At 56.5% G+C, this 24,948-nt stretch carries 17 protein-coding genes and 1 pseudogene; 8 read left to right on the top strand and 10 right to left on the bottom strand.

The features are described from left to right. Window positions 1–132: 132 nt before the first annotated feature. On the top strand, window positions 133–762 hold the full coding sequence (locus H6F46_RS07550; protein ID WP_190354258.1) for a precorrin-8X methylmutase: 630 nt from the start codon (window positions 133–135) through the stop codon (window positions 760–762). Here H6F46_RS07550 and H6F46_RS07545 read toward each other — a convergent pair. Together H6F46_RS07545 and H6F46_RS07540 are read right to left on the bottom strand one after the other, a co-directional pair. Further along, entirely contained in the window at window positions 759–2,426 is a 1,668-nt protein-coding gene (locus tag H6F46_RS07545) for a tetratricopeptide repeat protein (protein ID WP_099534633.1), read from the bottom strand. The two genes, H6F46_RS07550 and H6F46_RS07545, sit on opposite strands and share 4 nt — an antisense overlap. Before the next feature lie 169 nt (window positions 2,427–2,595). Further along, entirely contained in the window at window positions 2,596–4,116 is a 1,521-nt protein-coding gene (locus tag H6F46_RS07540; protein WP_190354155.1) for a site-2 protease family protein, read from the bottom strand. Between the two features lie 3 nt (window positions 4,117–4,119). On the opposite strand from H6F46_RS07540, the pseudogene H6F46_RS19795 reads away from it, so the two are divergent. Continuing rightward, window positions 4,120–4,218, top strand: a pseudogene (locus tag H6F46_RS19795) (MBL fold metallo-hydrolase); the annotation flags it as partial. A gap of 261 nt (window positions 4,219–4,479) precedes the next feature. After that, window positions 4,480–5,085 carry an MBL fold metallo-hydrolase gene (locus H6F46_RS07535; protein ID WP_190354154.1) on the top strand — a complete coding sequence of 202 codons (606 nt, stop codon included), beginning with the start codon at window positions 4,480–4,482 and terminating at the stop codon, window positions 5,083–5,085. On the opposite strand, the gene H6F46_RS07530 is transcribed toward H6F46_RS07535, so the two are convergent. From H6F46_RS07530 to H6F46_RS07505, 6 genes are all read right to left on the bottom strand, one after another. After that, complete coding sequence (locus H6F46_RS07530) at window positions 5,027–6,031, bottom strand: ATP-binding cassette domain-containing protein (RefSeq protein ID WP_190354153.1); 1,005 nt, start codon at window positions 6,029–6,031, stop codon at window positions 5,027–5,029. The genes H6F46_RS07535 and H6F46_RS07530 overlap by 59 nt on opposite strands. Window positions 6,032–7,291: 1,260 nt before the next feature. Next, window positions 7,292–8,578, bottom strand: a complete 1,287-nt coding sequence (locus tag H6F46_RS07525; RefSeq protein ID WP_099531458.1) for a glutamyl-tRNA reductase — start codon at window positions 8,576–8,578, stop codon at window positions 7,292–7,294. A gap of 467 nt (window positions 8,579–9,045) precedes the next feature. Next, window positions 9,046–10,083 (bottom strand): class II fructose-bisphosphatase, encoded by a 1,038-nt coding sequence (gene glpX, locus H6F46_RS07520; RefSeq protein ID WP_099531459.1) that lies wholly within the window; start codon window positions 10,081–10,083, stop codon window positions 9,046–9,048. A 338-nt stretch (window positions 10,084–10,421) separates the two neighbouring features. Then, a complete protein-coding gene (locus H6F46_RS07515) occupies window positions 10,422–12,134 on the bottom strand; it encodes an iron uptake porin (RefSeq protein WP_190354152.1) in 1,713 nt (570 codons plus the stop codon). 223 nt (window positions 12,135–12,357) lie between these two features. Continuing rightward, complete coding sequence (locus H6F46_RS07510; protein WP_190354151.1) at window positions 12,358–14,193, bottom strand: HD domain-containing phosphohydrolase; 1,836 nt, start codon at window positions 14,191–14,193, stop codon at window positions 12,358–12,360. A gap of 466 nt (window positions 14,194–14,659) precedes the next feature. Beyond that, window positions 14,660–14,938, bottom strand: a complete 279-nt coding sequence (locus H6F46_RS07505) for a 4a-hydroxytetrahydrobiopterin dehydratase (RefSeq protein WP_190354150.1) — start codon at window positions 14,936–14,938, stop codon at window positions 14,660–14,662. A 611-nt stretch (window positions 14,939–15,549) separates the two neighbouring features. Between H6F46_RS07505 and H6F46_RS07500 the strand changes: the two genes are divergently transcribed. The 4 genes from H6F46_RS07500 (at window position 15,550) to H6F46_RS07485 (ending at window position 20,286) form a co-directional block, all read left to right on the top strand. Continuing rightward, entirely contained in the window at window positions 15,550–17,556 is a 2,007-nt protein-coding gene (locus H6F46_RS07500) for an FAD-dependent oxidoreductase (protein ID WP_190354149.1), read from the top strand. 368 nt (window positions 17,557–17,924) lie between these two features. After that, window positions 17,925–18,671: a hypothetical protein gene (locus tag H6F46_RS07495; RefSeq protein WP_190354148.1), complete on the top strand. Its 747-nt coding sequence runs from the start codon at window positions 17,925–17,927 to the stop codon at window positions 18,669–18,671. A gap of 191 nt (window positions 18,672–18,862) precedes the next feature. Next, window positions 18,863–19,732 carry an ATP-dependent sacrificial sulfur transferase LarE gene (gene larE, locus H6F46_RS07490; protein WP_190354147.1) on the top strand — a complete coding sequence of 290 codons (870 nt, stop codon included), beginning with the start codon at window positions 18,863–18,865 and terminating at the stop codon, window positions 19,730–19,732. A 305-nt stretch (window positions 19,733–20,037) separates the two neighbouring features. Next, complete coding sequence (locus tag H6F46_RS07485; protein WP_190354146.1) at window positions 20,038–20,286, top strand: hypothetical protein; 249 nt, start codon at window positions 20,038–20,040, stop codon at window positions 20,284–20,286. A 241-nt stretch (window positions 20,287–20,527) separates the two neighbouring features. Here H6F46_RS07485 and H6F46_RS19275 read toward each other — a convergent pair whose 3' ends face one another. After that, a complete protein-coding gene (locus H6F46_RS19275) occupies window positions 20,528–21,775 on the bottom strand; it encodes a calcium-binding protein (protein ID WP_190354145.1) in 1,248 nt (415 codons plus the stop codon). A 990-nt stretch (window positions 21,776–22,765) separates the two neighbouring features. On the opposite strand from H6F46_RS19275, the gene H6F46_RS07475 reads away from it, so the two are divergent. After that, window positions 22,766–22,948, top strand: coding sequence for a hypothetical protein (locus H6F46_RS07475; RefSeq protein WP_190354143.1), 183 nt, complete (start codon window positions 22,766–22,768; stop codon window positions 22,946–22,948). A 178-nt stretch (window positions 22,949–23,126) separates the two neighbouring features. Here the strand turns inward: H6F46_RS07475 and H6F46_RS07470 are convergent, their stop codons facing one another. Next, a complete protein-coding gene (locus tag H6F46_RS07470) occupies window positions 23,127–24,935 on the bottom strand; it encodes a ShlB/FhaC/HecB family hemolysin secretion/activation protein (protein WP_190354142.1) in 1,809 nt (602 codons plus the stop codon). Window positions 24,936–24,948 lie beyond the last annotated feature (13 nt).

Here is a 24,948-nt window from a genome sequence, read left to right as displayed (position 1 = left end):
TTTTCTAGCGATCGGTGCTCCAATTCAGCATCGGGGCGATCGCGATCGTTGCCACCGTGTCTTTGGTGGGTGAAATTAGAGCAGGGTTGGGGCCATGGCCCGCCCAAGCTGAGTTGGCACGAGTTGTTGATGATGGAGTGGCATATCACGGACGCACAGAGCCTGGCTCTGATCGATCGGGAGTTGGGCGATCGGGGCGATCGTTCACCAGCAGAATACGAGATGGTGCGTCGGGTGATCTATGCCACCGCAGATTTTGACTATGCCAGTTGCCTGAGCTTTTCCGAGCGATCGCTCAGTGCGGGCGCGGCGGCCCTGGCAGCGCGGACAACGGTGATTGTGGATGTGCCGATGGTGCAGGTGGGGATTGCCCCCGCTATTCAGGCGACCTTTGCCAATCCGGTGTTTTGTGCCACGGAGGCGATCGTCCGGCCGCAACAGGCCCTGACCAAGGCCGCCTGGGGAATTCAAACCCTGGCCCGGCGTTACCCGGAGGCCATCTTTTTGGTGGGCGAGTCGCAAACGGCCCTGCTGGCACTGATTGAACTAATTGAGGCGGAAGAAATTAACCCGGCCCTGGTGATTGCCACCCCGGCCGGGTTTGTGGAAGTGGACACCACCAAGGCCCGATTGCGCGATGCCCAGGTGTCCCACATTTGCGTGGAAGGTCGCAAGGGCAGCCCAATCGTGGCGATCGCGGCCATGGGCGGGCTGGTGGATTTGGCTTGGCAGGCTTACGGGCCCAGGGCAAAGGGGCGCTAACCGGTTTGCAGGGCGGCAGCCTCTTGGGCCAAGCGATCGCTCAGCAGGCTGTGGTTCCGCTGGGCCCGCTCATGCTGCGGATTGAGGGCGATCGCCTGGTTATAGGACTCGATCGCCTCGGGGTAGCAGTCTAACCGCACCAGCACATTGCCCCGGCTGTACCAAGTTTCCGGGTCGGCGCGATCGAGGTCGATCGCCTGGTCATAGCTACTGAGGGCGGCGGCAAACTGGCCCAACTGGGTGAGCACAATGCCGCGATTGTGCCAGGCGCTGGCATTTTGACCGTTTAGCTCGATCGCCCGATCGTAGGCTTGCAGGGCCTCTTGGGGCCGTTGCAGCCGCGCCAGGGCATTGGCCCGGTTATACCAAGCTTCGTGGCTATCAGGATTCAGGGAAATCGCTTGGTTATAGGACTTGAGGGCTTGATCGGTTTGCTGCAACTTACTGAGGATTAATCCCTGATGCAGCCACAGTTCCGGGTGATTGGGATTCAGGGCGATCGCCTGGTGGTAGGAGGTGGCGGCTTCTTCAAATTTGCCCAGCCGCATCAGCACCAGCCCGCGATTGTGCCAACTTTCGTAGCTGTCGGGCTTCAGGCGCACGGCTCGATCGTAGGCAGCGATCGCGGCTGGATAGCGCTGCAATGCTTCCAAAACCACCCCTTTTCCCCACCAAGCGGCGTAGCAGTCCGGCTGTTGCTCGATCGCCTTGTCATATTCCGCCAAGGCCCCTTCCGGATCACCGTTACGGAACAGTTGTTCAGCCCGATCGGCAATATTATCGGCATTCGCGGGCAACGCCGTGGGAGCCAACATCGGCATCTGTTGCATCTGCAAAGACACCAACTGCTCCACCAAAGTGCGCAATTCCTGCTGAATTTGCGGCTGAATCAAAGCCAGCAATTCTTGAGGCGCTTTTTGCGTAAATTCTTGGATGATGTAGGCCTTTTGGCGATCGGCTTGACCCGCCAAAATTTGCATATTTGAAATAAATTCCTTCTCCAGTTCCGCAATTTGGTGACGCGAAACCCGGCGATCGCTGGCCAACCGTTCTTGAAACTGGGTTAGTTCCTGGTTGGCAGTTCCCTTGACGGCGGCCACATGGGTTTCCAGCTCATGAATCAACGCGGCGGCCGAGATTTTGGTGCGTTCCACCTGGTCTTGCAGGTCTTGCAGGCTGCGATCGGCCCGATGGCGAGCTACCTTCACCCGAGCTTCCAAATCGCCCAAATCCTTCAGGCTGTGGCGCACCGACTGCACCAAATGATTCACCACCTTGCGTCGCCCCAACCAGAGGGCCGCCGTCATGGCCAAGGGAGCCGTTCCCAAAGCAATCAGCAACCAACTGAGGCCCCCAAGGGTGCGCTCCAGACCGATCGCTTCTCCGGTGCTGATGTTGGCGGTGGCAAAGGTCAGATCGGCGCGGTCGGTGGCCTCGGCGGCGGCGATCGGGGCTTCGGGTTCCGCCAAGCTGGCACAGGTAGCCTGGGGTTGGCCCGCTTCGGTCACAGGGCAAGGAACCGGGGTTGTGGCGCGGGTCACGGCTTGGGCGGGGCTGGCCGCCAAGGCCAGAGGAGCCACCAAGGGAACCACCAGGGCCGGAACCCAAACCGCTGCCCGGCCCCGATCGCCCGTTTCACCAAAATTGCTGCGGGAAGAACTCATGTAGACAGCCTCCGAACCCGTTGCGAGTCAATTGCGAGTCGATGTTGATCCCCGGCTCTGACCGAGTGACTAGCTATTGTTTCGGAGGCGATCGTCCTAAATCCGGGAGTCCTTGGGTGTGGCAGCCCGTGGCCAATCCAGCACCCTGGCCACCCCTTAGCTCAACCCCTTAGCTCAACCAACTCAGCAACAAACGCGGCGCAGGCAGCACCACCAATACCAACAATGCCAAGGCCAAAAAGCCCAATCCATCCCGTCGATCGTCCAGCGGGGTCACATCGTCCAAGGCCGGTTGGCTAATGGCAGGCAAAAAGAAGACCAACAGGGCCAGCGCCAGGAATTCGCTACGGGCCAAGGCCAGGGCCAACACAGCAAACCGGGTGATGTGTCCCACCAGCATGGCTCCTTGGGTTCCCAACATAGCGCGAACAATGCGCCCCCCATCCAAGGAACCAAGAGGCAACAGGTGAAAGGCCCCTAACCAAAGGCCGATGTAGCCCGCCAGGGCGATCGGGTGGAGGGCGATCGCCTTGCCGGGCGTGAGGGCCGCGCCGAGGGTGGCTTTGCTAATTAGGGTCAGGGCGATGGAGTAACTAGGGTCGATCGAGCGCCAATTCAGCAACCCCGAGCCGGGCAAAGGATTCACCACCGTGGAGTGGGCCAACCCCCAAACCAACAGGGGCAGGGCCACCAACAGCCCCCCGATCGCCCCCCAAAAGCCCACATCAAACATGGCGCGGCGGTGGGGCATGGGCGATCGCAGGGGCGTGAACGCGCCCAAGGTTCCCAGCAGGGCCGGAATCGGAATAAACAGCGGCAACGAAACGGACACCCGATGGCGCTTGGCGGCCCAGTAGTGCCCCAGTTCATGGGCCCCCAAAACCAACAACAACCCGATCGCGTAGGGCGCACCGGACTGAATAAAGGCCCAATCTCGCACCAAATCTAGCTTCGGGTTCCGCAGCATCTCCGCCCCCATCAGGGTCATGGACAGCAGCGACAACCCCAGCAACCCCACCGACCAAACCATCTGTTTCCAGAGGGGCGGTTCTTTGCTCAGGGCCTGGCCCAAGGGCGTGCGTTGAGGATTCGGAACCAGGGCAAAGAAGGGCTTACCGTTTTGCCCTTCTTGGAAAATCACCAGGAATCGATCGCTAAACTTTTGGCGAATTTTGTCGCAAACCGTCCGGTAAGCCAGGGCCGGTTCCGCCCGCAATTGCCCATAGCAGAGGGCCGCTTGGGGACGATGTTCCACGCTGCTGAGGTAAAACACCGACCAGGGAAAGCAATCTTGCAGGCTGGCTTCTTCGGTGCGATCGAGCAGGCGGGGCGAAATTTTGGCAGAGCCAAGGGCTTGGGCCAGGGCCAGGGCTTCGGCGGGACTGCTGGGATCCGCCAGCACCGAAATGGGGGATTCCAAATCCCCATTGGTGGGCTGTTGGGGCCGGGCCGATCGCCCCTGTTGCACCAACCACACATAAATCAACGGACAGGCAATAAACGGCGGCAGGGCCAACCAGGGCGGCACGGGCTGGCCGGGGCCATTGGCCAGCGTCCAAGCCGTCCAAATCAAGGCCGGAGCCATCATCACCAACCACAACACCCACACGGAGGCGCGTGTGATGCCGCTAACGCTCTGGCGGACAATAAAATATGCGACGATGCCGATCAACACTAGCCAAACAATCATCTGATGCCCAAGCCACCGCAGGCTGTTTTCGATTCGATCTATGCCTTTCCACCCAACCGCGACACGTTAGGCGGGACTGCTTATTTCATTGTAGGAAACTCGATCAACCCTGCTGACTCGGCCGACCATAATGGCCTACCGGCCAATTCATCAAATTCATCAGTTCCATCCGCTCATCAGCCGACTGGGTTCAAGCAACCGACTGATGATCCTACTCAATCGGTTCATAATCTGACGAATCCAACGGATCCATCAGATCACTCAAATCATTCAGATCATTCTTCAGCTCATCAACCAGCCCATCAACTGCCAGGCAATATTCTGATCGATTGTCCACCTTGGCATGAGGAAACGGCAGATTTTTTGGCCCAGCATGGGGGAGTGCGTTGGTGGATTTTTACCCACCGCAGTTCCTTTGGCCCGCTGCAAACCGTGCGGGCCTTGCATCGGGCCTTCAGCAATCCGGCCACAACCCTTGAGGAGGGCGAGCCGGCCGCCCAGTCCGCGGCCGCTCGCTGCGAATTGGTGGTGCAAGAACAGGAGGCCTATCTGCTGCCCAATTTGCCGGTGACCACGTTTCGGGAAGAAGTGACCCTGAGTCCAGAACTGCGCGTGATTTGGACTCCGGGCCACACGCCCGGCTCGGCCTGCGTTTGGCTCGATCGGGCGGGGGGCATTTTGTTTAGTGGTCGTCATCTGTTGCCCACGCCCCAGGGGGAGTTGATGCCCCTCAAAACCGCCAAAACCTTCCATTGGTTCCGCCAACTACGATCGGTTCAGGCCTTGATTGATCGCTTTTCGCCGGTCAACCTGGCCCATTGCTGCCCGGGGGCCAGTGTGGGCTTTTTGCGCGGGGCCCTGTCGGTCGATCGCGCCTATGAGCGGCTCACGACCTTGAACTTGGCGGCCGCTAAGCTGGATCCGGTTGCGCTTCAGTCGCCGAGCCTGAACGAAACACCTGACCAATAATGTCTTCGATCGGGGGTTCCGTCACGCTCAGGTCTTGCACCGGCAACTGCTCCAGCAGGCGGGCGATCGTTGGGGTCAGCACCTCTCGTCGCACCAGCAGTTGCACCGATCGCCCCTCGATCGCCACCACCTCCCCAAAATCCTGAAGTTGGGCCGTTGTCATCGGTTGGGCCAACTCTAACCGCACTTCCCGATAGGGTGCGAATCGATCGACCAACCCCGAGAGGCTGCCGTCATAGATCGACGACCCCTCATGAATCAACAACACCCGATCGCATAGGGCCGTGATGTCGCCCATGTAGTGGGACGTAAGCAAAATCGTCGCCCCATAGCGCTCGTTATATTCCCGCAAGAAATCCCGCAAGTTGGCCTGGGCGTTCACATCCAGCCCCAAGGTCGGCTCATCCAAAAATAATACCGCCGGCCGATGGAGCAGCGCCGCCAGCAACTCCGCCTTCATCCGCTCGCCCAAAGACAGCTTACGCACCGGCTGCGTCAGTTTGGACTCCAGCGCCAACAGTTCGCTCAGCTCGCCCACCCGCTGGGTCAGTTCCCGATCGCTCAGGCCATACACCGCCCCATTAATCCGCAACGAATCCCAGGCGGGCAAATCCCAAATTAATTGTTGCTTTTGCCCCATGACCAGGGCAATTTGATGTAAAAACGCCGACTCTCTGGCAAAGGGTTCATGGCCCGCCACCCGCACCCGACCGCCGGAGGGATAAATCAGCCCCGCCAGCATTTTCAATGTGGTGGTTTTGCCGGCCCCATTGGCCCCCAAAAAACCCACCACCTCGCCGGGGGCGATCGAAAACGACACAGACTTCACAGCCTCGATCGTTCGGTAGCGTCGTCGCCAAAAGTGGGCGATCGTCCCTTGCAGCCCCGGCGCTTTCAGGGCCACTTGATAGGACTTTTGCAGCCCCTCTGCTACCAACATCCCCATGATTGCTCTCCCGTATTCGCACAAACCCGATTCAACTCGCAAAAACCAGCACAAAGCTCAAAGAGGCTAAACCAAGCTGCACCCAGCGAAACCCCTGAGCGATCGGCGCTCCTAGCGTTCATCGGTCACAACTCGCGATTACAGCCGATGACGAAAACGACTCGTGGCCCAATTGAACATGTAACCACGCACTTCAGAGATTGAGGTAATCCAGACCATTAGCCATCACAACTCACCACAGTCTGAGTATCCAGCCAGAGAATAAATCTCTGAATACTGCCTGAGCATTTCCAAAATATTTACGAGGCAATTACAATATGTTTACAGACTCTTGATGAAGTTTTCCTAAGAGCAGTACAAAAATTTTCCAAAGAAATTAACCGCAATGCTCAAAGACTCGCAATATATCAGTCGCGGTTGCTTTAGGGGTGCTAAAATTCCGCGTTTAGGCGCTGTTGTTTGTTAGAATTTTTCAATCTTTGAAATTAATCGCATTACTTTCCTTAACAACCACTCATGCCAACGCCAAGACTTGATCTCCCTTGGCGACCCCTTGCCCAAACTTTCTCCGGGCTATTTTCTAACCCCTGTTGAGCGACCTGGAACCCCATCAAGCCACCCGCTTTTGACGTTTCAAAGCACCTCAACATAACTGACACGAAGGTTATGTCTAGCCATCTTGCAGGAGCTTCAAAATCATGCACTTTATGAGCGATCTGGGTATTGATCTTATTTCTATGATCCATTACCTGCAATCCCAAACCCTAACCCACGAGGAAATGAGTTGGGTACGGAGCTTGAATATTCAACAAATTGTTGAGTTGGCTTCCCAAAAGGGTTATCACCTTGTAGGTAGTGATTTGATCAATTCTGAACCAATGCAATTGAAATAGTTGTGGGTGATCGTTGTTGGTAATTTCATCGGCGGCTGTATTAGCGATCCCAAGCAACCTCATCTCAAGCGATCTCAATGGACATAAGACTTGGGCGAGGCATCGCGATCGCGCCATCCCTCAGCTCACGGCCGTTCTTGAAAAATGCCTCAACCTGTATCCTTGTTGCGAAATGCTTTAGCCAAGCAATGTCTTGAGCTAAGCAATTCAGTAACCAATTCAATAACAACGATCGCACCGCAGCAAGCGTGATCGTTGTTATTGAATCGTCTCAAAAAGAATAGTCTCAAAAACCATCGATTCAGAATGACGGGCGGTTGCTCAAGCCACCCGTCATTTCTAAGGGTCTGGCAGCGACTGAGGCCGCCTAGGCGGCACTGTCGGCGGTTTCTAGATTGAACAGCACTTGCAGGGTTTGCATGGCCTGCTGGCGGGCTTCAATGTCTTGCTGGGCGCGCAGTTGCACCATGGGATCGTGCAGAATTTTGTTGACGATGCCACGGGTGAGGGCTTCGATCGTTTCCTGGTGCTTTTCGGCAAATTCTGACCCCAGGCGAGACAGGGCTTTTTCGAGTTCTTGGGTGCGGATGGTTTCGACTTTGCGGCGCAGGCTGTCGATGGTGGAAACGGTGTCTAGGGATTGCAACCAGGCTTCGAAGGCTTCGGCTTCTTCGTCAAGCAGGGCTTCGGCTTCGATCGCCATTTTGCGGCGGCTTTCGTGGTTTTGGGCCACCACTTCTTTCAAGTCGTCCACGTCAAAGGCTTGCACGCCGGGCAACTCATTCACATCGCTGGCAATGTTTCGGGGCACGGAAATATCAAAGAGCATCAGCGATCGATGCTCGGGCAAGATGGCTTCCAGCTTGGCGCGATCGAGAATGGGTTCCGTGGCGGAGGTGCTGGTGAACACGAGGTCTGAAGCGGCGATCGTGCTCATCATGCTTGGCAGGGGGTGCAGATTCAACTTCGCATCCGGAAAACGGCGAGCCAGTTCTTCTGCCCGTTCGAGCGATCGGTTGACGATCGAAATTTGGGTTGCGCCCTTGGACAGCAAATGTTGCACCAGTAAGCGAGACATTTTGCCGGCCCCAACAATGGCCACGCGACAGGGCGACAAATCCGGCACTTTCAGTTGCGCCAATTCCACGGCGGCGGAACTGATGGACACGGCTCCCGTGCCGATGCTGGTTTCAGTGCGGACGCGCTTACCGGCGGTGATTGCCTGTTTCAGCAATCGATTCAAGATGCGGGCAATTCCCTTGTAGTCTTGGCCGAGTTTATAGGCGTTTTTCACCTGCGAGAGGATCTGACCTTCACCAAGCACCAAGCTATCCAAGCCGGCCGCCACCCGCATCAGGTGCATCACCGCATCCTGGCGCAACAGAACAAACAGGTGGTGGCGCAAGGCTTCCAAGGGCAGCTTACTGCGCTCTGCCAAAATTTCAACCACTTCCTGCACGCCGCGATCGACCTCACTCAGAACGCAATAGAGTTCTAGTCGGTTGCAGGTGCTGAGGATCGCCACTTCTTCCACATGGGAGCAACTCCTTAAGCTGGCGATTGCTGCCTCGACCTGTGGTTCGGGAATGCTCAATTTTTCGCGCACTTCAACCGGAGCCGTCTTGTGGCTCAGTCCGATCACAGCAATATTCATATGGCCTCTTGCTAAAACGTACTCAAACGGCGTTGAAAGTTCGACTTTAACGGATTTACCAATCGTCGGGCGATCGGTCTATAGAAACTTTGACACTTGATTGGGCCAAGCTGGGTTTGGATTAGCCAAATTTCAGGGATTTTATGCCAGGGATTTTAAGAAAAGGGGGGAGCGATCGCCAACCGCTGGTTAGCTATACCCCCTGGTTGAGTCATGATCAAACGATTGCTGGGGGAGTTTGGTCTGAGGCTAAGGCTACCGAAACGGCGATCGACTTCGTGAATGCAACAAAACGTCAATTTCTGGTTTTCGGCTAACCATCTTTTGGCCATTGGCATCTGACCAAAACTTGCTGTTGGCAGTCTGAGGCGCGATCGACCCATAGACAGGGCGAGACCTGTAGACATGGCAATGGCTTGCCGCGATCGCCAAAGCGACCTCAGCAAGCCACTACAAACCGTCAGCCCTTACTTCAGTTGCAGAACCGAGGGCTTACCGAATTGGTGAATGGTGTCCACAAAGCGCACCGTGCGGGACTGGCTGGAGATGACCAAGCTTTGAGTCCGCGCACCACCGCCAAAGAAGCGCACACCTTCCATCAGCACACCGGGGGTGATCCCGCAGGCGGCGAAGAGGACGTTTTCGCCCGAAGCCAACTCGTCAGCGTTGTACACCCGATCGGGATCGGTGATGCCCATGCTGGCCAGGCGCTCCAGGTTTTTCTCCTTGCTTTCGCCAATCAGGCCGGTCTTCACGATTTCGGGATCGTAAATCAGTTGGCCTTGGAAGTGACCATCAACGCAGCGCATGGCGGCGGCGGAAATCACACCCTCAGGAGCTGCCCCAATCCCCATCAGGGCATGGACGTTCGTCCCGGAGAAGGCACAGCAGATAGCGGCCGACACGTCGCCATCGCTGATCAACCGAACGCGCGCACCGGCTTCCCGGATTTCAGCAATCAGATCCTTGTGCCGGGGGCGATCCATCACGATCACCACCAACTCCTCGATCGAGCGGTGCAAACATTCCGACAGGATCTTCAGGTTTTCGGTGGCCGACTTGTTAATGTCCACCTTGCCCTTGGCTGCCGGAGGCGCTGCCAACTTCTTCATGTAGAAGTCGGGAGCCGCAAACAGACCGCCCTTATCGGCGATCGCCAACACCGCCATCGAACCGTTTTGGCCATAGGCCACCAAGTTCGTACCCTCGCAGGGGTCAACAGCAATGTCAATTTCTACCAACTCGTCAGGGTTGCAGCTCTGGGCACCGTCGGGCGTTGCGCAGATCCCCACTTCTTCACCGATGTAGAGCATAGGCGCATCATCGCGCTCGCCCTCACCAATCACAATGCGGCCGCGCATATGAATCTTATTCATCCGCTCCCGCATGGCTTCCACAGCCACTTCGTCAGCGGTGTTCTTTTCGCCTTTGCCCATCCAACGAGCAGACGCAATTGCTGCTTGTTCGACGACCTCAATAATTTCTAAACCGAGGGTAGTTTCCACAAAAATCTCCTTCCCAAGTGCTGGCCAACGAAACCCCAGAGTCGTTCGGGCTTGCTCAGTTAGTCTATCAAAGGGGGGCGATCGCGCCGAACTCTTCTACCAGAACCCGGCTGTAAAGATTTGTGGGAACTGGGATCGCTGCCCGCGGCCTGCTGACAAAGCAAAAGCCCCACCCGTGACAGGTGAGGCTAAAAGGGGGCTGAAATGACTGATTCAACAGAAGGCTGAGCCACCGTGATAGTCCGGGGAGCCGCCCTAAATCCAATCAAAAATTGTAGATTTAGGGAAACTCACCATCAGCCTCAACAGCGCTAGCGGTTGCGCCAGCGCAAAGCGTTCTAGAACACGAAGGTCGTCCGCAGCGTACCAATCACGACATCATCGTTGTCGTTGTCTTGGTTCGGGTTCATCTGCCAGATCACACCCGGGGTGATCGAGATCCAGTCGTTAACCGCGTACTTGTAGAACACTTCCACTTGCAGCGGGATATCGGTATCCACATCATCGCCATCGATGTTGGTCAGGTAGGGTTGAGCACCCACGAAGATGCCACCCAGGTTCCCTTCCTTACCGAGGTCAGGCAGGGCCAAGCCCAAAGCGTAGTACCAGATGTCGGCATCATCGAAGCGGCCGCCCTTCGAGTCAACACCCGTGTAGCCCACGAAGCCGGTCAGAGCCACCTTGGGGCTGAATTGGTAGTAACCTTGCAGACCAACCGAGTTGGAGGTTACAGCATCCTGTTGGGGCAACAGGTTGGCCGCCAGAGTGCCCGTGAAGCCGCTGACGAAACCGGCGTTATCAAAGCCGAACTCGCCTTCGCCAAAGTAGGAGTAGTTATAGGTCAGACCCAAGCCAAAGGTTTTGGCATCGTTCGTGTAGGTCAACTGGGCCATGGCCGAGAATTGACCGTCGAACAGACCACCTTCGCCCACACCGTCGCCACTGCGGGGGTTAGCCGCTTCACCGGCCAGGTAACCAGCCGACAGTTGCCAGTTTTCGCTGAAGTCGTACTTCACGCCGATCCCAGCACCACCGCCCAGACGGTAGATGGGGCTGCGTTGGGAGAAGGTGGACAGGGAACCACGACCACCGTCGTAGTCTTCGAAGTAGGGGTTCAGGGTGTTGGAGATGTCATCCCACACGCCTGCGTTGGCCATCAGGTAGCCGCGACCTTTTTCCCCGATCGGGAATTGGTATTGCAGCGTATCCAAGGTGAACTGGTTACCGGTGTCGCCAAACACTTGGTTGGTCAACACGGTTTCGCCAGCCACGCCGTTGAAGCCCTTGGAGTTACCCACTTGCAAGCGGGTGATCAACAGGTCTTTGCCGCTGAAGCTGGTGTTGAAGTTCAGGCGAACACGGTTTTGGAACACCACTTGGTTGTCGTCACCGTTGTTGCCGCTGAAGGCATCGCCCAGATCATCCAGGTTGGCCGAAGTAGCGCCGGCCAGCATCATGATGGCTTCGCCGGTCAGCTTGGTGGTGGTGGAGAATTGGGTTTTCTCCAGGTAAGAAATCCGACCTTCCAAGGTGTCTACGCGACCGCGCAGGGCAGCCAGCTCGGTCTTGAACATGTCCTGCAATTTCTTCAGGACTTCCAGATCGGCCTTGGTGGCGTAGTCGGCCACGTTGGTCACGAGCAATTCTTGGATTCGATCGAGGCAAGCATTCAAACCAGCCGCAAACTCGTAGCGAGTCATGGCCCGGTTGCCCTTGTAGGTTCCGTCGGGATAACCGGCGATGCAACCGTAGCGCTCAACCAGCGATTGCAGAGCTTGGAAGGCCCAATCGGTGGGTTGCACGTCCGACAGTTGCGACACGGAGGTCACTTGCTCGGCGCTGTTGGTGCGGCGAGCACGGCCCTCGCGGCCATACTGGTTGAGCTGGTCGAGGTTGCTCAGGGTCGAACCGTCGCCAGTCGCTTCCAGAGCGCTCACCGACGGCACGGTGGTTGAAGAAACTTGTTGGGCTGAAGCCGGCGAGGCTGCCACAACCGCAGCGCCCAGGATCGCCGGGCTAGCCAGCAGGGCTTTCCAAATCAACTTTGACATTACGCTCTCCTATCCTCACACCTGTCTGGAAGATGGTCTGAAAAATCGCAGCAAGGCGACTCGGGCCGATTTTTCCATATCACCTTTATAGAGTACCACTGAAAATTAGTGACCGCTGCCGAAAATCCCAATCGGTTTGTGGGCGGGCGATCGCAAGACTTTCCGAAGTTTTTAAAGTTTTCAAAAAATCTTTTGCGGAGGCTGGGCGGGTTTTCTGGCCCTTTCAGCTCCAGAACGGGCCGTCTAGCGCCGACTGGGGCCGGAGCAATTGATGGTCGAGTGCATGACCGATCGCCTGGTAAACCGCTTTTTCCTCAAACAGGCTCACCAGCATCGAATCCAGCCGATTAATTTGGGCCTCTTGCCGCAAGATCGTGAGGGCAGAACTGGTGGAAATTGCCCGCTTATAGGGGCGATCGGCCGCCGTCAATGCATCGTAAACATCCGCGATCGACATGATGCGCGTTTGAATCGGAATTTCACCCGCTTGCAGTCCCCGGGGGTAGCCCGAGCCGTCCAGCTTTTCGTGGTGGCCATAGGCAATTTCTGGCACTTGACGCAGATAGCTCGTCCAGGGAATGCGCTTCAGAAATTGGTACGTGTGGGTCACATGGGACTGAATCGCATTTCGTTCCACACTGGTCAACGTGCCTCGGGGAACGGTGAGCTGCTCAATTTCCGCCGCCGTCACCAGGGGTTTTTGTTGCCCATCCACATCGCGATAGGTGTAACTCGCCAATTCCTGAAGCTGGGCCAGCGGTTCCGCTTCCAGCACCTGCGGCTCATTGGCTTCTAGGAGTAATGTCCAATATTGATCCAACTCATCCAAGGCCGCCGTTAGCTCCGAGTCCAGACGATCGAGCGGGTTCACCGCCACCGCATTGGCGATCGTTGTATGGGGGTTATGAGGGGCCATGGTTTGGGTCGCCTTGGCGGCCGCTAGCTCATGGCCGTTCGACTCCGCCAGCTTAGAAGCCCCAGAGCTAGAGGCCCCATTCGAGGACTCAGGAGCCGACGACCGACTTTGGTAAGCGGTTAATAATTCCGGGTGCTCAACCCAGTAGCGGTACTTCACCTGCAAACAATCCAGTTCCAGCGTCCGCCGGGCCAGGGCAAACCGGTGACGAATCACCTCTAGCTGATCGGGATAAAGCTTTTTCTGTTTCACCAACACCGCTTCGGGCACACAAACCTTACCAAAGTCGTGCAACAGGCTGGCGTAGCGAATTTCCTGAATTTGGCGAGGGGTGAAGTAGGTGGCCGCCAAGGGCCCTGTGTGGATTTCGTTCACCACTTCGCACAGGCGTACCGCCAAGGTGGCCACCCGCTCCGAGTGGCCGGAGGTGCAAGGATCTCGAGACTCGATCGCCTGAACCGCCGCCCGCACAAACCCCTCAAAGAGAGCTTCAATACTTTCCTGTAGATTGCTGCGCTCGATCGAAATGGCCGCCAAACTAGCCAGGGCCTGCACCACGCGCTCTTCCCATTCCGTATAGGGACGGGTCACCTCCATCGCATTCCAAGGATCCACGATCACGCGGGGATCCGTTTTGCGATTAATCAGTTGCAACACCCCGATCGTTTCGCCATTCAGGTTTTGCATGGGCACCACAATCACCGATCGGGTTCGGTAGGAAAAGCCACTATCGAAGTTGTGATTGAACTGGTAGGGAACTCCCGCTGGCAAACAGTAAGCATCGGGAATGCTCAGGCTTTTGCCCGTGAGCGCCACATAGCCCGCCAAGCTGCGTCGGGCCAGGGGCATGGCGAATTCTCGAAACGAGGCATTGGGCTGCGAGGCATTTTGGGCAACTTTGAAAATCAGCTTAGGTGTGTCATCACTGCGATCGATTAGATAGACACTGCCCGCATCACTCCAAGTCAGCTCTCGGCAAGTGGTGAGAATCAGCGCCAACAATTCATCCAGGTCGCTAACCGCCGACAGGGCCGTGGCGATCGCCAGCAACTCTTCAACCAAAGAAGCTTGGCTGGCTGCTTCCTGTAAGAAATCCCGTTCGCCCCAGATAGAAACTGAATTCACCGATTCGCTCGATAGCATAACAGGGTGGGAAGGGAAGCTTAGTTATTAAAAACGATGCAAAACCCCCTCAGAGACTGGTCATTAATCTGCAGTCAAGCCTTGCAGTCAAGCACATTTACCAAGATCGCAGGAATAATGCATCAAAAGAATGACGAATGAAAGGACTGGTGTTGCTCAATGATTTAGCAATCAAGTCTGAAGTGAACTGCAGATAATCAGTTGAGCATTGCAGCGCAAGAGGATTCAATTAATTAAGGAAATAGGCAACTTCAGACAGCTTTTCCCCAATGTTTCTATTTTCAACCTCTTGCCGGGTTGATCTCAGCAGTTTGTCCTCGTTTCGTCCATCTCTAGAAGATGTCTGAAAAGCTTAAATAGCTGCCTTGCAGGTCTTGCCAACCGACGACGACAGGGGGCTTAAGTCCCTTGCCCCGGCGGCGATTATTGCTTGACCTATGCCAACAAATACTTTTCAGACATCCTCTTAGCCTAACTGATCAATCTTGGCAGCCAGATCAAAATCCTTGGCCGTCAAGCCCCCTTCGTCATGGGTGCTGAGGGTGATCGTCACTTTGTTATAGCTGATTTCCAAATCCGGATGGTGGTTGGCTGCTTCGGCGGGTTCCACAAGCTGATTAACAAAGGCGATCGCCGTGATGAAGTCCGCAAACCGGCGACGACAAACAATAGTGCTTCCCTCCAGCACCCAGTTGGGCAGAGCAGTCAGGTGGTCTTGAATTTCGGATGCAGTCAGAAGCGCCATATTTTTGATTTCACCCCGTAGTGGTTTTGAAGTGATCTCGAACCCAAGGTTGAGTTGAGGTCTTCAATTAAAGTTACCGGTAAAGTTACCGGGTCTGTCTTGGGGAAGGAAGATCGATCGCTTGGCACAGAATTCAAAATTTTCAGCAAAAACACCGAATAAGCATCAATTTTGGCAATTTATGGCGATTTTTGGAACCCTGCTTTGGTGCAGGATCAAGAACCCTAGAGATTGGCAGATCCGCAGCAGATCTACAGCAGACCCACATCGGTGCTGAATCGATGCTGATCCTGGATTGGTCATTAATTGGTCATTGCTCAGGGCTGGAGCGATCGCGCGGGAACTTGCCACCACGGGATTCCTAAACCGGATGTAGGTGACAGAACCCCAGGGAATTCGGCACAATCGTAGGCTAGGATTCGCGAGTGGCGGCAAAGAGGGAGCACCACGCGCCCGCCGCACCACTTGGCCCTGTTGGCAACTCGGAAAACGGTTCCTGAACCAGTTCAGGAATTTGTGCCGTAACTTGTGCCGTTTACTGTCTTCCTTTCCCCATGACTCTTTTTCCCCAGCCGAATTCTGCGGATTCTGGATCAACAGACTCGGCATCAATGGATCCTGCATCAACGTTTTCGCGTCGCACAGCTTTGCAGTTGCTTGGTGTGGGTGCGGTGGGCAGCGCCCTCGGCTACTCACGGTTCATGAAGCCGGAGCCTAGTCAATATCAACCCGATCGCCTGACGTTGCCAACGCGGTTACCGGACGATCGCCCTAAGCGGGTGGCTGTGGTCGGCGGTGGCTTGGCGGGTTTGGCAGCGGCCTATGAATTGAGCCGACGTGGATTTGTGGTGACACTACTGGAGCGATCGCCCCACCTAGGCGGCAAAATTGCCAGTTGGCCCATCACGGTCAATGGTGAATCGCTGATGATGGAGCATGGGTTTCATGGCTTTTTCCCGCAGTACTACAACCTGTGGGCCCTGACGGAAGAAATGAATATCCGTCAAGATTTTCTGTCCTTGGAGCGCTATTCGGTGCTGTACAAGGATAAAACCTATGCACCGGAAGTATTTCGCCCCACCCATTCATCCTTCCCTTGGAATATTGTCGATTTGGCCATTTCTTCGCCGAATCGGTTTCGTTGGGGGTTAAATCTCACCAGCCCCGCCCATTGGGCCGTGTTTCGGGCCATTACGGGATTTGAACCCACGAAGACCTACGAGGAACTCGATGCGATCGCCGTGACAGACTGGGCGGCCAATGACTTCCCCAAGGGCCTATATGACCTGTATTTCCTACCCTTTGGCAAATCCACGCTCAACTCGCCGGATGTGCTGAGTGCGGGCGAGTTAATGCAGTTTTTCCATTTCTATTTCTTTGGCAATCCGGAGGGGCTGGCCTTTAACGGCACGAAGCAGGACATGGGCCGCACGTTGGTGGAGCCGATGATGCGGGCGATCGAGGCCAACGGGGGCAAAGTCATCGCCAATGCTCAGGTCGATCAGGTGGCGTGGCAGGATCAACAAATCACGTCCCTGAGCTACCGCCAAACGGGATCCGCCATTCCAGTTCCGTTCTGGGTCGATCGCCACAGTTCGCTGAACGAAGCCAGTGCCCAAGCCACTTCCCAGCGCCCAGAAACCCAGAAGGTTGCGGCCACCGAGCAGCCGGTCACAGCTCAACCGCTGGCGAATCGCCCGGAATATTTTGGGGGCGGCGATGAGGTCTATGCGGTGGCGGAGGGATCGGCGCTGTCGTTAACCTGCACGCACCAGGGCTGTACGGTGGCTCCCCAGGCGGACGGCACGTTCCAATGTCCTTGCCATGGGGCCCGGTTCGATCGCGAGGGCAAGGTGCTTCAGGGGCCCGCTACCAAGCCCCTAGCTCGCTACAACGTGGAGCAGCGATCGGGCGATCGGGTGCAATTGGCGGCCGCAGCGGTCGATCGGACTCCGAGCCAGGTGGTGGAAGCGGACTATTTCGTGTTTGCAGCGGATGTGAAAGGCATTCGCCATCTGTTTGACATTGCCGAAGGAGACGTGGCTGAACCCACCCGATCGCAAGTGGCCCAGCTCACCGTGGCGGATCCCTTTGCGGTGGCTCGCATCTGGTTCGATCGCGACTTTGATTGGGATCAAAGCGAGTTCACCTCCCTCTCGGGCTACCGCCTAACGGACAGCATCACCCGCTATCACAAAATCCAAGAGGACTACAAAGCCTGGGCCGATCGCACAGGGGGCAGCGTGGTTGAACTCCATGCTTACTGCTACAAAGAAGCCGAATTCCCCACCCAAGAAGCCCTGCTCACCACCTTTGAGCAGGAGCTATACGAGTTGGTGCCGGCCCTCAAAGGAGCCACAATTTTGCATCGCGAGCTGGTGAACCAAAAGAATTTCTCTGGCTTCCCCCCCGGCAGTTATTCCCAACGCCCTGCCACGCGATCGGGCGCAAGCAACCTCATGTTTGCGGGCGATTGGGTGAAAATGCCCTTCCCTTGCGGTCTGATGGAACGGGCCATTAGCAGTGGCCTGCTGGCAGCCAATGAAATTTGTCATGAGGAAGGATTACAACGCCGCACCCTGTTGACTGTTCGGCCGGAGGGGGTGCTGCAAATTTAGAGTCCTCAGTTCAGAACCTTTCATGGGTGGCATAGTCTGCCGGGCAACTGGCCCAACCCCCTTAGCCCAGATGGGGGGCTGGCACTCACCCCATGGTGCGCTCAAGGGCAATTCCTATAATCGCGGCAACTGGAGGGACTGACCCCTCAGCCCACATCCATGGAGACCTGTTGAGACCTGGGGAACCCGGTTTTGGCCGCTGGCAACCCATTGCCCACGGTTCAACCCATCACGATCGGGCAAGCAGCTCAACCCATCGCCCAACAAGTCTCCGTGATGGGCTGCTCAACAGTTGCTGATCTTGAGTTGCTCACCTTGAGTTGCTTGTCTTGTCGTCTGTTGCCGTTGATTGTGGAGGAGTGTAGACCATGCCTTTGATGTTGGATCCCCTACGGGCTGGCTTGGCCCTGGCGTTCACGATCGGGTTAGGAGCCGTTGGCCAACCGGCCCAAGCAACCCTCGCTGCTGAGCTGACGGAATTGGCGGCAGACTTGCCCGCCACCGAGCAAGACAGCCGCCAGCCGATCGCCCTTGATCAATTCGGTGCGCCGTCCACTCAGGCCAATCGGTTGCAGGAAGCAGTACCCACCCTCGCCGTTGCCCCTGCTGCTTTGGAAGCTGACTCGCATTTCGATGGTCAGCTTGCTCAACAGCCCGATCGCGCCGCCAATGGCCGCCGCACCAGCAGCAAATTTAGCTACATCGGTGTTGGTGGGGCGATCGGCCTGAGCGGCGATGACGATTCCAGCGCCCTGGGTGAAGGCGGCTTTGCCCTTCTGAGCAAAACGGCTTTCAGCGAAAACCTTTCCCTACACAACGCCAGCATTTTGGGCAATGGTGGCACTTCGGTGATTGCCCTAACCGCTGATTTTCCCATTCGCAATCAGGAAACGGGCGACATCTCGATCGTGCCCTTCGTGGGTGGCGGCTTAGCCATCAGTGACCTATTCGGCGATGACACAGACGTGGGCTTCGCGCTCACGGGCGGCATTGATGTCCCCCTCAGCTACCGCTGGACAGCCACCGGACGAGTGGCCGCCGCCTTCTTAGACGACAACACCGATGTGGCCCTCCTGTTGGGTGTGGGCTACACGTTCACGGGCTTTTTCAAATAATGCCCCGTGGCTGATCATGCGCCGTGGTTGATGATGCCCTGTGGCTGATCATGCCCTGTGGCTGAAACCATTCTGAACCCACCAAGGCCCCTATCACCCCAAAACATCCAAGATTGGGTGTACATAGCTGGGAAAGGCCGCGACGGAACTTTTAAACTAGTTCTCTCGCAAGTTCCATGGAGCATGGGTAAATGACGATCACCGCCAAACTGGATCGCCTTCGATCGTTGTTTCAAGAGATGGATCGCGCCCTCATTGCCTACTCCGGTGGCATTGACAGCACCCTCGTCGCAAAGGTGGCCTTTGATGTGCTGGGCGATCGCGCAGTGGCCATCACTGCCGAGTCCCCTTCCCTGTTGCCCGATGACTTGCTGGAGGCCCAAGCCCAAGCGGCGGCCATCGGCATTGCCCATGAAATTGTGCAAACCCATGAACTAAATAACCCCAACTACGCCGCTAACCCCACCAATCGCTGCTACTTCTGCAAGAGCGAACTACACGACACCTTGAAGCCGATCGCGATCGCCCGGGGTTATCCCTACGTGGTGGATGGGGTGAATGCGGATGATCTCCGGGACTACCGACCGGGAATCCAGGCCGCCAAGGAACGAGGCGCGCGATCGCCCCTGGCCGAGCTGGGGATCAGCAAGCTCGAAGTGCGCGAACTCTCGAAGCAATTGGCCTTGCCCTGGTGGGACAAACCGGCCCAACCCTGCCTGAGTTCCCGCTTTCCCTACGGCGAAACCATCACCCTCGAAAAATTGCAGCGGGTGGGTCGAGCCGAGCGCTATCTCCGACAGTTGGGCTATCGCGATTTGCGGGTGAGATCGGAGGGCGACACGGCCCGCATTGAACTGCCGCCAGCGCTGATTAAGGACTTTGTGGGGGCGATCGACCTGCCCAAACTAGTCCAAGATTTCCAAGAACTGGGGTTTTTGTATGTTTGCCTGGACTTGGAAGGACTCGTGAGCGGCAAGCTCAACCGCGTCTTGAACTGGCCCCAAGGGGCTGCATCGGTTGCCACGTCAGGCGTTTCCGCCACCGCAGGCCCACAGCCCTAGGCGAATTACAACCGATTGCTGAGGAAAAGTGCAAAATCGAACTACCATTGCACGAGAATGCCCCGCTTGTCGTACCAAAAGCGACAGGTCGATCTAGAATCAGCGTTAGGTTTCTTGGTTAACGATGGGTTAACGTGACCAAAACCCAATGGAGAGCGGTCACGACCTCCATTGCGGCGGTTGTCATAGAATCCTCAGGAATCTGATCTCCGCCAAATTACCCGGATTCCCGATCGCATCGTTTAAGATGACAGTCGGGTTCATTTGACTACCCCATTTTGTGCTGTTGAGGAGTGACAACAAACATGAAATCTACCCTGAAGACTTTGGTTTCCCGCGTTGCCCGTGGTGTTGTGGCTGCAAGCTTGGTTGCCGGTCTGGCAACTGCTTGCGGTGGTGGCGGCGGTGAAGCCCCTGCTAGCCCCGAAGCCAGCCCTGCTGCTAGCCCCGAAGCCAGCCCCGCTGCTAGCCCCGCTGCTAGCCCCGAAGCTAGCCCTGCTGCCAGCCCCGCCGCTAGCCCCGCTGCTAGCCCCAGCCCCACCACGACTCCTTAGTCTGGCTAGGGTTGGCGATCGACCGCTGCTCTTCGCCGGATCACAGATCAATCGTGGGTGATGAGCAAGCGCGGCCGAATCAACACAACCGAAATGGTGCAAGTTTGACTGAACAAACTTGACCAATCCAAACGTAATTGGGGATGAACTGATCACAGGTTCATCCCCTTTTTAAGGCCGAGGCACAAAGGATCAGGTGCAGCGGGTCAGAGGGAAACCCATCAACCCAGCACCCCAACCCCTAACCAACCGTAAAGTTAGCCGACTGATTCAGCGCCCCCGGCAACACTCCCAACACCACACCCAAATACTGACCATTCACCGCCGAAGTTGGGTCATTCACCTTGATGGCTGTGCCCGTTTTCACCCCCGTTGTGAGGGCCCCGGTGATCTCCGTGGACACATTAATCGCCACAAACTCAAAACTCAGCTTCTCCAGCGTCAGGCTATCGCTCGTGTTCAGCCGAATCTTGTCTGTTCCCAGCACAAAATCCGCCACAATATCGGCGCTGTTGGCACTGGTTGCCGTGTTGGACAAGCCCGCCGTGGTGTCGCGATCGGCCCGCAGCACAAAGGAATCAGCCCCCGCGCCCCCGGTCAAAATATCCTGGCCAAAATCGCCCGACAGTTGATCGTCCCCATTGTCCCCAAACAGTAAATCGGAGTTGCGGCCACCATTCACCGTGTCATTGCCTTCGCCGCCCCGCACCAAATCGTTGCCATCGTTGCCATTGAGAATAATTTCGTTGCCGATTCCGCCATCAATGCTGTCGGAGTCTTTGCCACCCCGAATTTGATCAATGCCATCCCCACCCAGCAACACATCGTTACCCCGGTTGCCGTTGAAGAAATCATTCTCCGAGGAGCCAGTAATGGTGTCGTTGCCATTCAGACCCACCACGAAAAAGCCCTTAGTTTCGACCCGCACACCCAAGTTGGTGTTATCCGCATCGTCAGACAGGTAAAACAGGGGCAATCCCGACAGGTCATCGCGTCCTGTGGAAGGGCCGCTAGGAATGCCATTGGGCGAGGCTAGTTCCGCCACCGTGGGGAAGGAAGGGAACGCGAAAGATTGACTCGTGATGTCACCCACCGACAGATCGGCCGTCCCGGCGGCCGTGGGCCCCGCAATCACGGCACTGGCATCATTGGTCACTTGTAGGTTGAACCCTCCAGCATCGGCGCTGCTGCGGGCGATGCGCACCACGTACTGAGTTCCCGCTTCGGCGGCAAATTGCACCAAGGAATTTTTGTTGGTGGGCGAAGAGTCATAGTTATCGGCCACCAGGGTCAAGGTTGTGCCGCTTTTCTTAAAAACTTGCAGGTAGGGATCGAGGGTGCTGGCATTGGCCGAGGCGACAATTTGGGTGCTGCCTGCCGTTAATCCCGTGATCGTGTATTCCCCAAAGGGCACAGTGCGTAAAGGATAGAGACCGCTGTTATTGGCATCAACGGCATTGATCGTCCCGGCAACAGTGACGGTAGGCATGATTCAACTCCTGGTGATAGGGAAAACTAAACGAAGGACGGCAATGGGCGGTGGCAAACACCCGATCGGGAAGTCGATCGAGGACTGATCGCACCTTCATCTACATATCGTCACCCAAGCGCCGCCACCCGCCGACTGTCATCCAAGGGCCAGGCGACCCAAAGACAGCCTGCGGAGGCATGGAAGCAAGGCATCAAAGCGAGTGATGAGCGAGTGATGAAAGCTAGTGATGATTGTCGCGAGTTGAGTTGGGCATGATGCGGACGATTAGCCGCTTCCATGAACGCCACAGCCTGACCCAACGTTTAGCGGGCAAAAACCGGCATTTTGGGCGATTTTGCTCGGTAACTGCTGAAGCCAATGACGCAACTGTCCTAGGGTTTGTTTCAGTCGTCGATCTGGGGCTGCGTTTGAGCCTGCGGTCTGGGGCGGAGAGCCTGTTCTCGGATCCTCCAAACTCTGGTTCTACCGTTGCGAAATCTTGCGGGCAAGGGGGTTCAGCCTCTTGTTTGGGGTGCTCCTGCGGCTAGGAATAAGTGTTGTGACAATTTTTGAGGTGATGAACGGGAGTTTTTCGATGCTCGCCCGGATCGATCGCCCCCTTGCCCCTTCGGCAGAGTCGATCGCCCTCCGCCCAGCAATTCCCCCAAAGACTGATGGCATAAGTTTCTTTCTTTTGGAATGTCTTAAAAAATCTAAGAATTTTGGCTCTGAAATGGGTCTCAAATCTTAAAGAATTATGAATTTATTGATTAACAATTGGAGTCAATGGGCATCAAGCATTAGCGGAATTTATACACAAAACAGCTTTTTTGAATCGCCAAAGCCTTCTGTTTTGATCAGAAATTTAGCGACAATGAAATTCAGGTTGAAGCGCTCAACTTGGCCCAGCTTGACCCGACTTTTGGGCACCGGTTCCCTGACAACAGAACCGAACATAGCCAATTCGTTTTCAATACAAATCTCAATACAAAGCCAGGAGGGGTTGCTATGGATAGCGGAGTGACGATTGCTACGCTGTGCGGCATTGGTAGCGGCGTGCTGTGCTTGGTTTTGCCGGGGTTGATTGCCTGGAGTGCTCGCCAGCAGCGGGCTGAGGTGGAAGAGATGCCCTCGGGATCCCTGCGGTTAGAAGCGGAGTTGGTGGAAGTGGTGGCTCCGATCGACCTGTAATCCCGATCGACCTGTAATATTGCGCAACCCTTTTGCAGGGTGGTGGTCGTTGGTTTTGCCTGTCCCTTTTTTCAAGTTTCCAGCCTATTGCTTCCCCGCCCGATCGGTCGATCGGGCGGGGAATTGTTTTCAGCAGCAAACCCCATCAAACTCACAGGAAAAATGGCACAAACACGATTTAGAACCGGTAGGTGACGCTGAAATAGACTCCGGAATCTTGAGCATTGGAGCCGCGATCGTCCAAATCCACCAACGGCAGACCGTAATCTAAACGCACCAGAAAATCCGTGAAGGGTTCCCACAACAGTCCTGCTCCCGCACCGACCAGAAACCGCTGATCTGGGATGGAGTTGGGGTTGTTGCCATGGTTCCAAACATATCCCGCGTCAATGAAGGGAGCCAAGGTGAGGGTGGGTGCGCCGGAAGAGTCGCGCAGCAGGGTAATGCGATCTTCCACGGACAATCGAAAGCCGCTATCGCCCGATCGCACGTTTTGTCGGAACCCGCGCACGGACTGCCCCCCACCGATCACAAACTGCTGCGAGGCTAATAGTTCATCAAAGGCCAATTGCAAATCCGCTTGCAGAATCAAGAGATGGGTGGGATTCAGACGCTGAATTCGCTGAACCGTGCCATTCCAGCTAAAAAACTGCCCGTCGGGGTCGTCGCCGTCGTTGGTGGTGGCATCAAACAGGCCGGTTCCTAGGTTGAACTGCGATCGCAACAACCAGGCCCCATTGGGGTCGCGGCGCAGGTAATCTTGCCCAAACCGCAACACGCTGGTGATGCTGCGGCCGTCTTCGTCGGGGCCAATGCCAAAGGGAAAGCCCACGTCATCAAACAGGAAGGTTTGACCGCGCTGGTGACTGAATCCTAGGGAAAGGGCAAATTCTTCGCGGGGCGATCGCACGAGGGGCTGGCGGTAAGTCACTTCATAAAGCTGGGATTTGCCACGAATTCCCAATTCCGCAAACTGGGGCTGCACAATTTCGTTCCAGTTGGGCGAGAACCGAAACTGGATCGTGCCTTCCATGGGGTTCACGGGCAGACGATAGCCAAAATCCAACACGTCGGCTCCGTCTTGCCAGGTGTGGCTGTAGCTGAAGCTGGCTTCATCGCCAATGCCCGTCAAGTTGCGATATTGCAGGGCAAGGATGCCGCGTTCGGAGCCAATACTGGGGGGTGAGTAGTTGTCGGTGCTGATGCTGCCGCGCAAGGCTTTGGCTTCGGTGACTCGGACGGTAAGGACGCTTTCGCCAGGATCGTTGCCGGCTCGCAAGCTGGCCTCGATCGTCTCTAGCAGTGGATTCGCTTTCAGCAGCCGCAGTTGGTCTTCCAGGTGGGCGGCGTTGAGGGGGCGGCCGGCTCCCAGTTGAATGCGCGATCGCAGGTAGTTTTGGCTCAGGCGCTGGGTTCCTTCGATCCGAATATCCGAAAGGTAGCCCTCAATAACGGCGATTTTGGCAATCCCATCGGGGCCGATCGTCTGTTCGGGCACGTAGGCACGGGAGGTGAGATAGCCCGCGTCCAAATAGCGCTGGGTGATGCGGTCGGCCAGGGATTGCAGTTCACTGAGGGTGAGTTCGCGGCCCTCGCTGGGTTGGGTCAGGGCGGCCAGTTCGGCGGCCGAGAGCCAGGTGCTGCCTTCCACCACAATTCGCTTCACCAAAAAGCGGGGCGCATTGGGATCCAAGGGCTGGGGTGGCGTAATCGGGTTGGGCGAGTCGATCGCGGGGCGATCGTCCGGCAGGGGTTGCAGCGGGTCTGGGCCCGTTTTGGGAAACCGATCGCGGTTGAGGTCGGGAACCGGGCGGGTGTCGGGGGGGAGTTGGGCCAGCCGTTGGGGCGTTTGGGCGGCTTCCGGCTCGATCGCCCAACCCGGTGCGATCGGCCCCCACAGCCCCCCCAACCAGAGCAGAGATCCCAGGCCCTGGGCGATCGCAATTCGCCCTAACGCCGTCTTCACGTTCGTCCGTTTTGTTGCCATAGCCCGTGTCACC

The organism is Limnothrix sp. FACHB-1083 (assembly GCF_014696485.1).
Taxonomy (GTDB): Bacteria; Cyanobacteriota; Cyanobacteriia; order CACIAM-69d; family CACIAM-69d; genus CACIAM-69d.
Note: the sequence above shows the minus strand (reverse complement) of the source record. Positions and strands in the feature narration are given on the sequence as shown.

Bases quoted from the DNA above. Each gene is read 5' to 3' on its own strand.
- H6F46_RS07505 (WP_190354150.1), bottom strand. From the start codon at position 14,938: ATGGCGCTTCTGACTGCATCCGAAATTCAAGACCACCTGACTGCTCTG.
- H6F46_RS07500 (WP_190354149.1), top strand. From the start codon at position 15,550: ATGGATCCTGCATCAACGTTTTCGCGTCGCACAGCTTTGCAGTTGCTT.
- H6F46_RS07525 (WP_099531458.1), bottom strand. From the start codon at position 8,578: ATGAATATTGCTGTGATCGGACTGAGCCACAAGACGGCTCCGGTTGAA.
- H6F46_RS07550 (WP_190354258.1), top strand. From the start codon at position 133: ATGGAGTGGCATATCACGGACGCACAGAGCCTGGCTCTGATCGATCGG.
- H6F46_RS07540 (WP_190354155.1), bottom strand. From the start codon at position 4,116: ATGATTGTTTGGCTAGTGTTGATCGGCATCGTCGCATATTTTATTGTC.
- H6F46_RS07530 (WP_190354153.1), bottom strand. From the start codon at position 6,031: ATGGGGATGTTGGTAGCAGAGGGGCTGCAAAAGTCCTATCAAGTGGCC.
- H6F46_RS07475 (WP_190354143.1), top strand. From the start codon at position 22,766: ATGGATAGCGGAGTGACGATTGCTACGCTGTGCGGCATTGGTAGCGGC.
- H6F46_RS19275 (WP_190354145.1), bottom strand. From the start codon at position 21,775: ATGCCTACCGTCACTGTTGCCGGGACGATCAATGCCGTTGATGCCAAT.
- H6F46_RS07470 (WP_190354142.1), bottom strand. From the start codon at position 24,935: ATGGCAACAAAACGGACGAACGTGAAGACGGCGTTAGGGCGAATTGCG.
- larE (WP_190354147.1), top strand. From the start codon at position 18,863: ATGACGATCACCGCCAAACTGGATCGCCTTCGATCGTTGTTTCAAGAG.
- H6F46_RS07515 (WP_190354152.1), bottom strand. From the start codon at position 12,134: ATGTCAAAGTTGATTTGGAAAGCCCTGCTGGCTAGCCCGGCGATCCTG.
- H6F46_RS07485 (WP_190354146.1), top strand. From the start codon at position 20,038: ATGAAATCTACCCTGAAGACTTTGGTTTCCCGCGTTGCCCGTGGTGTT.
- H6F46_RS07510 (WP_190354151.1), bottom strand. From the start codon at position 14,193: ATGCTATCGAGCGAATCGGTGAATTCAGTTTCTATCTGGGGCGAACGG.
- H6F46_RS07545 (WP_099534633.1), bottom strand. From the start codon at position 2,426: ATGAGTTCTTCCCGCAGCAATTTTGGTGAAACGGGCGATCGGGGCCGG.
- H6F46_RS07495 (WP_190354148.1), top strand. From the start codon at position 17,925: ATGCCTTTGATGTTGGATCCCCTACGGGCTGGCTTGGCCCTGGCGTTC.